We start from the raw sequence: 12,847 nt of genomic DNA, 5'->3' as shown, positions 1-12,847 counted from the left end.
ACCCGCTCCTGCCGCGTCCACGCTTCGGTGCGCGCGGCCAGGGCGAGGTTGTAGACCTTCCGCACGCAGCCGAACGTGCGCGACAGCTCGGCTGCCTGCGCATCGGTCGGATAGAAGCGGTACTTGAAAGCCCGCTTCACGTGGGTGGTCTTCACGGTTCACATACTACCCCATCAGTTTGTGACGGAGTGTGGGCAGTTGCGGGTGGACGCCGGTCCGCCCTGGCGGCGAACCGGCGTTCCCTGCCCTGCTCCGCAGGAGCTTCGTTTCCTCCCCGGCCCAAAGGACGGGGTATCCACGAAGGAGAGCCCCGATGACGGACCACGACACCGGCCGGGGCGGCCGGGGAGGCGGCGCGGACAACACCGAGTACCGCATCGCCCATCTGCAGGAGAGGCTCGTGCGCGAGGAGGTCGCCGAGCTGGGCATGCGCATCGAGTCCCGCGGCAACACGGTGGTCGTCAGCGGCACCGTCCCCACCGCCGAGTGCCGCGACACCGTCGTGCGCGTCGCGAAGGAGGAACTGGGCGGCACACCGGTGCGGACCGACATCGTCGTGGCCGACCCCACCGCCCCCGACCGTCCTGAGGAGCTGGCATGATCCGCGTCGCAGCCGTCGGTGACATCCACATGGGGCCGGACAGCAGGGGGGTGCTGCGCCCCGCCTTCGAGACCCTGCCCGACTGCGCCGACCTCCTGCTGCTCGCCGGGGACCTGACCCGCCACGGCACGCCCGAGGAGACGCGGGTCGTCGCCGAGGAGGTCGCGGACCTGCGGGTGCCGGTGATCGCCGTACTGGGCAACCACGACCACCAGGACGAGCGCCCCGAGGAGGTCACCGCCGTGCTGCGGGACGCGGGCGTGACCGTCCTGGAGGGCGGGGGGACGGTCGTGGACGTGGACGGCACCCGGGTCGGCGTCGCGGGGACCAAGGGATTCGGCGGAGGGTTCGCCGGGCGCAGCGGAGGCGAGTTCGGCGAGCCGATCATGAAGGAGTTCATCCGCTACACCCGCCGCTGCGCGGACGGCCTGCGGGCATCGCTGGAGGAACTGGACCGGCGGGGGTGCGCCGTGCGGATCGCCCTGACGCACTTCTCACCCGTGCCCGACACCCTCGCCGGCGAGCCGCTGGAGATCTACCCCTTCCTGGGCAGCTACCTGCTGGCCGAGGCGGTGGACTCGGCGGGCGCCGACCTGGCCGTCCACGGACACGCCCACGCGGGCACCGAACACGGTCTGACCAGCGGCGGGGTGCGGGTGCGCAACGTCGCCCAGCCGGTCATCCGGCGCGCCTTCGCGGTGTACCACCTGGAGCCCGGCACGGAACGCGGAACCGGGGCGCTGGCCGGGGCCTCCCGCTGAGCCGCCGCCGCGCCTGCCGGAGCACTCCGGGCACCCGGGGCGTCCGCCCGCGAACTCAGGGCGCCCGGTTCTCGACCGAGAACAGGGCGCCCTGCGGGTCCCGGACGACCGCCTGCCGCCCCGAGGGGGTGTCGGCCGGTGCGGAGACCACCTCGGCCCCCAGCGCCTCCGCCTTCACCGCCGCCGCGTCCACGTCCTCGACGCGGAAGTGGACGTGCCAGTGCGGCCGCACCCGCGGGTCGGGCGCGTCCTCCACCGCTCCGCCGCTCAGGCCCGCCACGGTGCGCCTGTCGATGCGCAGGATCACCCGGTCGTGCTCGTAGCGGATGTCGTAGCGCTCGGGGTCCCCCTTGTCCCAGCCGAACACCTCGCCGTAGAAGAGCGCGGCTGCGAAGGCGTCCCGGGTGAGCAGTTCCAGCCAGGAGGGGGCGTTGATCCTGCTTCCGGCCTGCCATTCCGGGTCGATGCCGCCCTCCCAGATGCCGAAGACCGCTCCTGCCGGGTCGGCCGCCCACGCCACCCGGCCGGAGGCGAACCGCACCGGTCCCACGGCGACGGTCGCCCCTCGTTCCCGCACCCGCCCGGCCGCGACGTCGACGCTGTCGGAGGCGAAGTACGCCGTCCAGGAGGTGAGGCTGCGCAGGCTGTCCTTGGCCTCGCCCAGCCCTGCGACGGGGACGTCCCCGGCCAGCGCGACCACGTAGTGGCCGAGCCGCTGCGAGCCCGGCCGGTACCGCCAGCCGAAGAGTTCGCCGTAGAAGTTCTGCGCGGCTTCCAGGTTGGGAACCAGCAGGGTGACCCAGCAGGGCGCACCCTGCGGCACGCTCTCGGTCTCCGTCACGGCCGATCACCACACCGTCTCTCGTCCGGGCCGTTCTGCCAGGCCGTTCTGCCGGGCCGTTCTGCCGGGCCGTCGTGTCCAGGCTGTTCTGTCCGGGTTGTCCTGGACCGATGCTGCCCCCTCGCGGCGCCCGGGGGAAACCGGCGTCCACCAACCGGAGCAGCGGCCGTCTCCGGCGGCCCGTTCAGGGCCGGCGCCAGGAGTCGCTCTCCAGATGGGAGCCGGCCTGCGGCCCCATCCGCAGCATGCCGCCGTCGACCGCCCACGACGCGCCGGTGACGTAGGCGGCGTCCGGCCCGGTGAGGAAGGCGACCACGGCCGCCACCTCGCGGGCGTCGCCGGGCCGCCCCGCGGGGATGCCGGGCCGCTTCTCGGTGGTCACGTCGGTGTCCTCCTGGCCGGTCATCGGCGTGGCGATCTCCCCGGGCGCGACGGCGTTGACGGTGATCGCGTGGGCGGCCAGTTCCAGGGCCATGACCTGGGTGAGCAGTCCGAGTCCGCCCTTGGCCGCGCAGTAGGGCGCGGCCCCCACCCGCGGCTGGTGCTCGTGGACGCTGGTGATGTTGACGATCCTGCCGCCGCCGCCCTGGTCGATCATGCGGCGGGCGGCGCGCTGCCCGCACAGGAAGGGGCCGACGAGGTCGACGTCGAGGACCTGCCGGACGGTGTCGAGTCCGATGTCGAGAAAGGGGGTGGCGGTGCCGGTGCCGGCGTTGTTGACCAGGACGTCGATCCTGCCGAGCCCGTCGGCGAGGCGGTCGACCGCGTCCGCCGCGGCGGGCAGGTCGGTGAGGTCCATCCGCTCGACTGCGGCCCGGCGGCCGCGGGAGCGCACCTCCTCGGCCGTCTCCCGCGCGCCCCGCTCGTCCTCGTGCCAGGTGATGCCGATGTCCATCCCCTGCTCGGCCAGGCGTACGGCGGTGGCGCGGCCGATCCCCGAGTCCGCGCCCGTGATCACCGCGACGCGGGCGGGGGAATCGCTGTGCGCGTTCATTCAGTCCTCCTCCGGCGGGTTCCGGGCCGGGTCCCGGTACCCGGGCGCCTCCGGGCGAAACCGCCGTGCATCCCCGGTGGCCGGGGCCGCCCGGACCGCCTTCCGAGCGCTGTTTGACCACCATTCGGCCTAATCGCGGTGACCTCCGGGACGGCCGGGCGTTGGTCACGGCACCACCGCCTCCAGTCGGGCGGACGGGTGTTTGTTCGCTATAAGGAGTGACTCTTCATGTCGCGTATTGCCAAGGCTGTCGCCGTGACGGCCGCCGCCGGTGCCGCTCTGGCCGGTTCCGCCGGAGTCGCCGCCGCCGACGCCGGGGCGCAGGGCGCCGCCATCGGCTCCCCGGGCGTCGTCTCCGGCAATGTCATCCAGGTGCCGGTCAACATCCCGGTCAACGCCTGTGGCAACACCGTCAACATCGTCGGTCTGCTGAACCCGGCGTTCGGCAACACCTGCGTCAACGGGGACCAGCACCACGCCAAGAAGGACCACGGCAAGAAGCACCACAAGAAGGCGGACCACAAGAAGAAGGACCACGGCAAGAAGGCGGACCACGGCAAGAAGCACCACGGCAGCCGCTGACCGCGCCGCCGGCCGCGTCCGGATTCGGAAGAACCTCCGGGGAGGAGGCCCGTACGAAGGGTCTCCTCCCCGGAGGTCTTCCGTTTCCCCTCTCCTCGCGTCCCGCGCCGAAGCGGCGTCAGGCGGTGGAGGCGGCCGCGCGGCGCGCGGTGCTGCCCCGGGGCACGCACCGGGCGGTGGGCGACCACCGCTCGGCGACCGGGAGGCCGTCGACCAGTTCCAGCACCGACTCGGCCACCAGCACGCCGTACTGGTGCACGTCCACACTCATGGTGGTCAGCGGCGGCGACGCCAGGCGGCACATCGTCGAGTCGTCCCAGGCGATCAGGCTGAGCCGCTCGGGAACGGCGACGCCCATCTCCTTGGCCGCGCCCAGTCCGGCGACCGCCATCACGTCGTTGTCGTAGAGGATCGCGGTGGGCGGCTCCGGGCGGCGCAGCAGTTCCGCGGTGAGCCTGGCCCCCGAATCGTCGGAGTAGTCTCCCTCGACGACCACCGGTTCGACGCCGGCCTCCCGGCACCCCTCGACCAGCGCCGCGGTGCGGGCCCGGGTGTGCAGCAGGCCCGCCGGGCCGCTGACCCGGGCGATACGGCGGTGGCCGAGGTCGAGCAGATGCGCCAGCGCCTCGCGCACCGGCCCCGCGTCGTCGGTCCGGACCGCGGGCATGGGTGTGTCGTCACCGCTGCCGGCGCCGACCAGGACGGCGGGCAGCCCCAGTTCGCGCAGCACCGCCGGCCGCCGGTCGTCGACGGTGCGGTTGACCACCACGACCGCCTCGACCAGCCCGCGCTCCGCCCAGCGGCGGTAGGCGGTGATCTCGGCCTCCTGGTCCGCCACGACGTGCAGCAGGAGGGACAGGCCGCGCTCGGCGAGGCGCTCCTCGATGCCGGCGATGAACTCCATGAAGAACGGCTCGACGCCCAGCAGTCGCGCGGGGCGCGCGAGCACCAGCCCGGCGGCTCCCGAGAAGCCGGCGCCCGCCGTCCCGGTGTGTTCCGAAGCGTCCACTCAGTACCGCACCACCGGGGCGCTCAGGCCGTTGGCGGAGCGCAGCACAAGCGGCTCCGTCAGCGCGGCGGGGTCGATGTCGGTCTCGGTCCGCACGGTGAAGGACCGGCTCTCACCGGCGAGCAGTGGCACCAGCATCTCGTCCACGACCGCGTCGGGGGCGGCCCGGTCGGCCAGGATCGCGACGTCGCGCGCGAACGACGAGGCGCTCACGTCCACCCGGTAGCCGCCCGGCACGGCGACGGCCTCGGCCCTGAGCGGCGCGGGGTCGTAGTCCAGCTCCACGTCCTCGGCGAACAGGTGCACGGCGCGTGCGTCCGGCGCGGTGGCCACCAGCACCTCCCTGCGTGCGTCGTCCGGGCTGACCAGTGACGTGTCCAGTCCGGTGCGGGTGACCGAGCGGGGCGGCACGTCGAGGGAAAGCTTAACGCTCCGCAGTACGGCGCCCGCGAAGGTCTGCCGCTCCAGGAGCAGCTCGCCCCTCCAGGGCTCGTCGTGGTCGTTGACCGCGATCAGGGCGGGCCGGCCGTCGCGGGGCTGGACGGTCAGCAGCCGGGGGGCGTAGGCGTGGCGCAGCCCGTACCACAGCGGCTTGGGCCGCTCGTCGCCGTCCACCGCCGCCCAGGAGGTGACCGGCCAGCAGTCGTTGAGCTGCCAGACGACCGATCCGGCCGTCCGCGGCCACCAGGAACGGAAGTGCTCGATGCCGAAGGCGACCGCGCGGGCCTGGTTGAGCTGGGTCGCCCAGTGCCAGTCCTCGAAGCTGCCCGGCTCGGGCAGGTGGGGGGCCATGCCGCGGGCGAGCTTGTCGTTGCCCTCCTCGGCCTTCTGGTGCAGCAGGAAGGCGGGCGAGGTGGGTGTCATCGGCTCGTCGTGGACCCACTTGGTCAAGGTCGCCCACGTCGGGGGTCCCTGGAAGCCGAACTCCGAGCAGAACCGCGGGATGTGGTCGCGGTAGTGGGTGTAGTCGACGCGGTTCCACACCTCCCACTCGTGCCGGGTTCCGTGGTCCTGGTCGTTGGGGTGGATCCCGTCGACCGGCGCGCCGGGGTTGTAGGGGCTGTTGGCGCTGTAGAAGCGGGTGGGGTCGAGTTCGGCCACGATGGAGGGCAGCAGTTCGGTGTAGTAGCGCAGGCCCCAGGTACGGCCCTTCAGCTGCTCGGGCCAGCCCCAGTCGCGGAAGCCCCACATGTTCTCGTTGGCGCCGTTCCACAGGGCCAGGGAGGGGTGCGGGGCCAGGCGGGCGACGTTCTCGCGGGCCTCGGCCTCCACCTCGCTCCACAGCGGCTCCTCCTCGGGGTAGGAGGCGCAGGCGAAGGGGAAGTCCTGCCAGACCAGGACACCGCGCTCGTCGCAGACGTCGTAGAAGTCCTCGGTCTCGTAGATGCCGCCGCCCCACACCCGCAGCAGGTTCATGTGGGCGCCGAGGGCCTGGCCCACGCGGCGTTCGATCCGCTCGCGGGTGATCCGGGTCAGGAAGTGGTCGTCGGGGATCCAGTTGGCGCCCTTGACGAAGACGGGTCTGCCGTTGACGACGACGGTGAAGGGGGTGCCGATCTCGTCGGGCGCGGTGTCCACGGTGACGGTCCGGAAGCCGATGCGGCGCTCCCAGGCGTCCAGCGGCTCCCGGGAGTCCGCCCGGCCCGGGGCTCCGAGGGCCACGGTGAGTCCGTACAGGGGCTGGTCGCCGTATCCGGCGGGCCACCACAGGCGGGCGCCGGGCACGGTGACGGTGACGGTCGCGGCCGTCTCGCCGGCGGGTACGGTGACGCGCTCGGTGCGGCCGTCCACGGTGGCGGTCAGCTCCAGGGGGGCGTCCCCGCCGTCCAGGCCGGAGCGCTCGACGTCGACGTGGATCTCGGCACGCCCGGTGCCGTCGGCGTCCACCGTCACCAGCGGGCGCACCCGGGCCAGACGGGCGGTGTGCCAGCGCTCCAGGCGCACCGGCTTCCAGATGCCCGCGGTCTGCAGGTCCGGTCCCCAGTCCCAGCCGAAGCTGCAGGCCATCTTGCGGACCATGTTGAAGGGGTGCGGGTAGACGTGGTCCCGGCGGCCGAGGCCGCGCTCGACCTCCTCGGCGTACTCCAGTGCGGAGCGGAAGGAGACGGCCAGTTCCTGGGCGCCGCCGGTCAGGGCGCCGCGGACGTCGAAGCGGTGGGCGCGGTGCATGTTGGCCGTGCCGCCCAGCACCTTCCCGTCCAGCTCGATGGTGGCCACGGTGTCCAGGCCGTCGAAGACGAGGTCCACCCGTTCCTTCGGCCCCGCGGGACCGGCCGTGAGGGCGAGCGTGTAGCGCCAGTCGGTGCGGTGGGCCCAGACCAGCTCCTCCTCGGCGCGGTCCAGGTAGGGGTCGGGGATCAGGCCGGCCGCCAGCAGGTCCAGGTGGGTGCTGCCCGGCACGGCGGCCGGCACGGTCCGGCCCGCGACGTCTGCGGGGACCGGACCCCCGGTCGCCGACAACTGCCAGCCGTCGTGCAGGGTTTGGCGGATCATCGGCGCTCACTCCTCGGTCGGCTCCGCGGCGCGGAGCGGCTGGTCTGCGAAGGCGTCCGGGAACGGACGGAAAGCGGGACGGAAGGCGGGGACGGAAGGCGGGGACGGGAACGGACGTGGGAACGCGGCCGGCCTCCGGTGGATTTCTTCCCGGCGTGCCGAGTATCGTCGCCCGAGATTCTTACGCCACCGAACAAAGTAAGTCAACGGCGCCTCCGGCGCCGGCCTGGCCAGGACGGAGACACCACCGTGACATCACGTTCCGCTCCCCTCCCCCTCGATGTGGCGCATCTGCGGGCGGCCGGCGTCAGCCTCGTGCTGGACCTGACCGGCGCCGCCCTTCCGCGGGTCCTGCACTGGGGCGCCGACCTCGGCCCGCTCACGCCCGGGGAGCTGGGCTCCCTGCGGCTGGCCGGCGCGCCGCAGCCCATCGGCTTCTCCGTCGACGGCCCGGTCGAGGTCTCCGTACTGCCCGAGCAGTCGGCCGGCTGGCTGGGCACCCCCGGTCTGGTGGGCAACCGGGGCGGCCGGGACTTCTCCACCGCCTTCACCGTCCGCGAGGCCACCCTCACCGGGCCCGCGCAGGGGCCCCACTCCCCCGGCGGCGAGGGCGGCGGCATCGTCACCGTCCTCGCCCGCGACGAGGCCGCGGCCCTGGAGGTGGAGCTGGCGATCGAGCTGACCGCGTCCGGGCTGGTGCGCCAGCGCGCCACGGTCGCCAACCGCGGCCCCTCCCCCTTCGCCGTCGACGCCGTGAACCTCATGCTGCCGGTGCCCGCCGAGGCCACCGAACTGCTGGACTTCACCGGACACCACCTGCGCGAACGCAGCCCGCAGCGCACCGCCTTCACCCAGGGCCTGCGGATGCGGGAGAACCGTACCGGCCGCACCGGCTACGACAGCGCCTATCTGCTGGCCGCGGGCACCGCGGGCTTCGGCAACCGCTCGGGCGAGGTGTGGGCCGTGCACACCGCGTGGTCCGGCAACCACCGCACCTTCGCCGAGCGCACCTTCCACTCGGTGTCGCTGCTGGGCTCGGGCGAACTGCTGCTGTCCGGCGAGGTGGTGCTGGAGCCCGGTCAGTCCTACGCCTCCCCCTGGCAGTACGGCTCCTACGGCGGGCACGGCCTGGACGAGGTCTCCGCCCGCTTCCACCGCTGGCTGCGCTCCCGCCCCCACCACCCCGCCACCCCCCGGCCGGTCACCCTCAACACCTGGGAGGCGGTCTACTTCGACCATGACCTGGACCGGCTGCGCGCCCTGGCCGACGCCGCCGCCGCGGTGGGCGCGGAGCGCTTCGTCCTGGACGACGGCTGGTTCGGCGCGCGCCGCGACGACCGGCGGGCCCTGGGCGACTGGTACGTCTCGGACGAGGTGTGGCCTCACGGGCTGGGCCCGCTGACCGAGCATGTCACCGGTCTGGGCATGCAGTTCGGCCTCTGGGTCGAACCGGAGATGATCAACGAGGACTCCGAGCTGGCCCGCGCCCACCCCGACTGGATCATGGCCGCCGGCGACCGGCTGCCCGGCGCGGCCCGCCACCAGCAGGTGCTCGACCTGGCCCGCCCGGAGGCGTTCGCACACATCCTCCGGCGCCTGGACGAGCTGCTGCGGACGTATCCGATCGCATATCTGAAGTGGGACCACAACCGGGACCTGGTGGACGCCGGGCACCGGCCTACCGGCCGCGCCGGCGTACACGGCCAGACCCTGGCGGTCCACCGGCTGATGGACGAGCTGCGCCGCCGCCACCCCGGGGTGGAGATCGAGTCCTGCTCCTCCGGCGGCGGACGGGTGGACCTGGAGATCCTGCAGCGCACCGACCGGGTGTGGGTCTCGGACTGCATCGACGCCCTGGAGCGCCAGACCATCCAGCGCTGGACGAACGCCCTGATCCCCCTCGAACTCATGGGCACCCATGTGGGGTCGGACGTCGCGCACACCACCGGGCGCCGCCACCCGCTCGACTTCCGGGCGGGCACGGCGCTGTTCGGGCACTTCGGCATCGAGTGGGACCTGACCGCCGCCGCGCCGGAGGAACTGGCGCGGCTGGCGCGGTGGGTGGAGCTCCACAAGGAGCTGCGCGGCCTGCTCCACACCGGCACCTCCGTCCACGCCGACCATCCGGACCCGGCCTGCCGTCTGCACGGCGTGGTCGCCGAGGACGGCTCGGACGCGGTGTACGCCCTCGTCGCCGCCGCCTCCTCCGAGCTGTATCCGCCCGGCCCGGTCCGGCTGCCGGGGCTGGACGCCGACGCCGTCTACCACGTGCGACCGCAGCCCCCCGGCGATCTGCCGGACGGCAACGCCCACCACTGGGGCGTCCCTCTGCCCTGGTGGACGCCGGAGGGTGTGCGGCTGCCGGGCCGGGTGCTGGCCACGGCCGGACTCCGGGCCCCGGTGCTCCACCCCGAGCGGCTGGTGCTGCTGCGCGCGACCCGGGTGTGAGCGGCGGCGGTGCGCCGGGAGGGGCCGGCCGGCCCCTCCCGGCGCACCGCCGCGCGGGCGGCCCGGCCTACGCGGTGGCGGTGCCCCCGGCCGCCGGGCGGCCGGCGGAGCCGGCACCGGAGTGCAGCCAGCACTTCGCGTGGTGGTCGTGGCCCACCGCGAAGTCCTCCGGCCTGCGGGTGCAGGCCTCGAACGCCACGGGGCAGCGGTCCCGGAAAGTGCAGCCCGGATCCTCGCCGGGGAGGGCGGAGTTGCCCGCCGGCTCGATGCCCGCCGGCTCGATGCCCGTCGCCTCGGTGAGCCGGGCGCGGTCGCGGGCGTCGGGGTCGGGCGCGGCGGCCGCCAGGATCCTGGTGTACGGGTGCTGCGGGTTGAGGATGACCTCGTCGGCCGGCCCCCTCTCCACCACGCGCCCGCGGTACATCACCAGGATGTCGTCGGAGAAGTGCCGCGCGGTGGCGAGGTCGTGGGTGATGTAGAGGACTGCGAGGCCGTCCTCGCGCTGGAGGCGGGCGAGCAGGTTGAGCACGCCGAGGCGGATGGAGACGTCCAGCATGGAGACGGGCTCGTCGGCGATGACGACCTGGGCCCCGGGCGCCAGGGCCCGGGCGATCGCCACGCGCTGGCGCATGCCGCCGGACAGTTCGTGGGGGCGGCGCTGGGCGATGTCGGCGGCCGGGGTCAGGTTGACGCGCTCCAGGAGCTGTTCGGCCTTCTGCGCGATCTCCGCCTTCCCGCGGGCCCTGCCGTGCAGCTTCAGCGGGCGGGCCAGATGGTGTTCGACGGTGTGGAAGGGGTTGAGCGAGGCGAAGGGGTCCTGGAAGACCATCTGGACGTGGTCGCGGTAGGCACGGTCGGCCACCCTCCTGCCGTCGGGGCCGGTCGCGGTGATCTCGCCCGCGGTGGGCTTCTCCAGACGGGCGATCATGCGGGCGACCGTCGACTTGCCCGACCCGGACTCCCCGACCAGCGCGACCGTCCGGCCGGGGGTCAGGGTGAAGGAAACGTTGTCGACCGCGCGCAGGCGGGAGTGGCGCAGGCCGGAGCGTATGGAGAAGTCCTTGGTCAGGCCGCGTACTTCGAGCGTCGTCATCGCGAGCCCGCCTCCTTCACGATCGTTTCGGTGCCGGTGCCGGTGCCGGTGCCGGTGCCTGTGCCGGGGCCGGGGCCGGGGCGCTCGCGGGCGCTGGACTCCCCGGTGCGGACGAACGCCCCCCGCTCGCCGGTGAGGCTGGGGAAGGAGTCGAGCAGCCTGCGGGTGTAGGGGTGCCTGGGGGCGCGGTGGATCTCGTCGGCGGTGGCGTACTCGACCACCTCGCCCTCGCGCATGACCGCGATGCGGTCGCTCAGCTCCAGCAGCAGCGGCAGGTCGTGGGTGATGAAGACGACGGCGAAGCCCAGCTCGTCGCGGAAGCGCAGGATCTCCCTCAGGATGCCGCGCTGGACCACCACGTCGAGGGCCGTGGTGGGCTCGTCCATGATCATCACCTGGGGGTCGAGCAGCAGCGCCATGGCGATCATGACGCGCTGCCGCATCCCCCCGGACAGCTCGTGCGGGAAGGAGTCCAGCCGCCGGGGATCGACCCCGACCAGGCGCAGGACCTCGGCGCACCGCTCGCGGCGGGCCCGCGCGGACGTCTCCGGGCGGTGAGTGGTGAGCACGTCCTCCAGCTGGGCCCGGATGGAGATGACCGGGTTCAGGGCATTCATCGCGCCCTGGAAGACCATCGACAGCTTCGACCAGCGGAAGGCGCGCAACTCCTCCCTGCCCAGGGCGAGCAGGTCGAGGTCGAAGCCGTCGCGGTCGTGGAAGACCACCGATCCGGAGGTGACCTCGGCCGGCGGCCGGTGCAGCCGGTTGATCGCGTACGCGAGCGTGGTCTTGCCGCAGCCGGACTCCCCGGCCAGGCCGAGGATCTCGCCGCGGCCGAGGGTGAACGAGACGTCCTTGACGGCGTGGACGGGCTTCTCGCCCCGGTAGACCACGTTGAGGTTCTCGACGGTCAGAACGGCGTCGCGGCCGGACTCGTCGCGGCCCCGCCTCCCGCCGCCGGACTCGTCGCGGCCGGGGACGGAACGGGCCGCGGCCGCACGGGTCCTGCGCTCCGCGCCGCCCGTGCCCCCGCGGGTGCGGCGGGAGGCGGCCGGGACGGTGCGCAGTCTGGGGTTGATGATCTCGTCGATGCTGAAGTTGATCAGGGAGAGGCCGCAGCCGAACAGCGCGATGACCAGGCCGGGCGGGCCGAACCACCACCACGCCTCCCGCTGGAGGGCGAAGCCGTTCTGTGCGTAGTAGAGCATCGTGCCGAGCGTGTCGGAGCCGGAGGCGCCCAGGCCCAGGAAGGACAGGCCCGCCTCGCTGAGGATGGCCAGGATGACGGCGAACACGAACTGCGAGGCCATCAGCGGCAGCAGGTTGGGCAGGATCTCCACGGAAACGATTCGCCAGGGCTTCTCGCCCGCCACCTTCGCCGCGGCGACGTAGTCGCGGTTGCGCAGGGAGAGGGTCTGGGCGCGCAGCACCCGGGCGGAGGCCGCCCAGCCGGTGATCGCCAGCACGACCGCGATGGTCCACCAGCCGCGCTGCTCCACGGGGACGAAGCCGGCGATGACGATCACCAGCGGCAGTCCGGGGATCACCAGCATCACGTTGGAGAACAGTGAGAAGCCCTCGTCCACCGCGCCGCCGACATAGCCGCCGATGACGCCGAAGACCGCCGACAGCACGGTGGCCAGGACGCCCACCAGCAGGCCGATCTGCAGGGAGCCGCGGGTGGAGTGGGCCAGCAGGGCCAGTACGTCCTGGCCGGTCTGGGTGGTGCCCAGCCAGAACTCGCCGCCGGGCGGGGTCATGCTGATGTCGCGGATGGTGTCGGGATCGCCGGTCAGCATCGGACCGAGGATCCCGAACAGGGCGATGGCGCCCACCAGACCCAGGCCGATCCCGAGCTTGGGCGACCAGCGCGGCACCAGGGAGCGCCAGCCGCCGGCGCCCGAGCGCCGGGGCGCCGGGGAGGCGCCGGTGGTGCCGGTGGTGCCGGTGGTGCCGGCCGGGGTGTCCGGCGCCGCGTCGGCGGCCTCGGCGGGCGGGTTGACGTTCGTCACGGTGTCGGTTCCT

The 12,847-nt window shown here is 73.5% G+C and carries 11 protein-coding genes; 4 read left to right on the top strand and 7 right to left on the bottom strand.

The window, feature by feature from the left end; all coding sequences use genetic code 11:
- On the bottom strand, window positions 1–155 hold a 155-nt coding region (locus CUT83_RS23955; RefSeq protein ID WP_158239054.1), incomplete at its 3' end, for a helix-turn-helix domain-containing protein.
- A 158-nt stretch (window positions 156–313) separates the two neighbouring features.
- Between CUT83_RS23955 and CUT83_RS23950 the strand changes: the two genes are divergently transcribed.
- Complete coding sequence (locus CUT83_RS23950) at window positions 314–601, top strand: BON domain-containing protein (RefSeq protein WP_101257922.1); 288 nt, start codon at window positions 314–316, stop codon at window positions 599–601.
- Window positions 598–1,362, top strand: a complete 765-nt coding sequence (locus tag CUT83_RS23945) for a metallophosphoesterase family protein (protein WP_101257921.1) — start codon at window positions 598–600, stop codon at window positions 1,360–1,362. The genes CUT83_RS23950 and CUT83_RS23945 overlap by 4 nt, the downstream gene beginning before the upstream one ends.
- A gap of 55 nt (window positions 1,363–1,417) precedes the next feature.
- On the opposite strand, the gene CUT83_RS23940 is transcribed toward CUT83_RS23945, so the two are convergent.
- Window positions 1,418–2,203, bottom strand: coding sequence for a VOC family protein (locus CUT83_RS23940; protein WP_240957983.1), 786 nt, complete (start codon window positions 2,201–2,203; stop codon window positions 1,418–1,420).
- A gap of 184 nt (window positions 2,204–2,387) precedes the next feature.
- Window positions 2,388–3,197 (bottom strand): SDR family oxidoreductase, encoded by an 810-nt coding sequence (locus tag CUT83_RS23935; protein ID WP_101257920.1) that lies wholly within the window; start codon window positions 3,195–3,197, stop codon window positions 2,388–2,390.
- Between the two features lie 228 nt (window positions 3,198–3,425).
- Between CUT83_RS23935 and CUT83_RS23930 the strand changes: the two genes are divergently transcribed.
- Complete coding sequence (locus CUT83_RS23930; protein ID WP_101257919.1) at window positions 3,426–3,779, top strand: chaplin; 354 nt, start codon at window positions 3,426–3,428, stop codon at window positions 3,777–3,779.
- Between the two features lie 118 nt (window positions 3,780–3,897).
- On the opposite strand, the gene CUT83_RS23925 is transcribed toward CUT83_RS23930, so the two are convergent.
- A complete protein-coding gene (locus CUT83_RS23925) occupies window positions 3,898–4,788 on the bottom strand; it encodes a LacI family DNA-binding transcriptional regulator (RefSeq protein WP_240957984.1) in 891 nt (296 codons plus the stop codon).
- Window positions 4,789–7,281 carry a glycoside hydrolase family 2 protein gene (locus tag CUT83_RS23920; protein ID WP_101257918.1) on the bottom strand — a complete coding sequence of 831 codons (2,493 nt, stop codon included), beginning with the start codon at window positions 7,279–7,281 and terminating at the stop codon, window positions 4,789–4,791.
- Between the two features lie 249 nt (window positions 7,282–7,530).
- Between CUT83_RS23920 and CUT83_RS23915 the strand changes: the two genes are divergently transcribed.
- A complete protein-coding gene (locus CUT83_RS23915; protein ID WP_101257917.1) occupies window positions 7,531–9,729 on the top strand; it encodes an alpha-galactosidase in 2,199 nt (732 codons plus the stop codon).
- A gap of 67 nt (window positions 9,730–9,796) precedes the next feature.
- Here CUT83_RS23915 and CUT83_RS23910 read toward each other — a convergent pair whose 3' ends face one another.
- Together CUT83_RS23910 and CUT83_RS31145 are read right to left on the bottom strand one after the other, a co-directional pair.
- Window positions 9,797–10,822, bottom strand: a complete 1,026-nt coding sequence (locus CUT83_RS23910; RefSeq protein ID WP_101257916.1) for an ABC transporter ATP-binding protein — start codon at window positions 10,820–10,822, stop codon at window positions 9,797–9,799.
- Window positions 10,819–12,834 (bottom strand): dipeptide/oligopeptide/nickel ABC transporter permease/ATP-binding protein, encoded by a 2,016-nt coding sequence (locus CUT83_RS31145; protein WP_101257915.1) that lies wholly within the window; start codon window positions 12,832–12,834, stop codon window positions 10,819–10,821. The genes CUT83_RS23910 and CUT83_RS31145 overlap by 4 nt, the downstream gene beginning before the upstream one ends.
- Window positions 12,835–12,847: the final 13 nt, after the last annotated feature.

It is taken from the genome of Streptomyces barkulensis (genome assembly GCF_002843305.1).
GTDB classification, from domain to species: Bacteria; Actinomycetota; Actinomycetes; order Streptomycetales; family Streptomycetaceae; genus Streptomyces; species Streptomyces barkulensis.
This window is presented reverse-complemented; position numbering and strand designations above follow the sequence as displayed.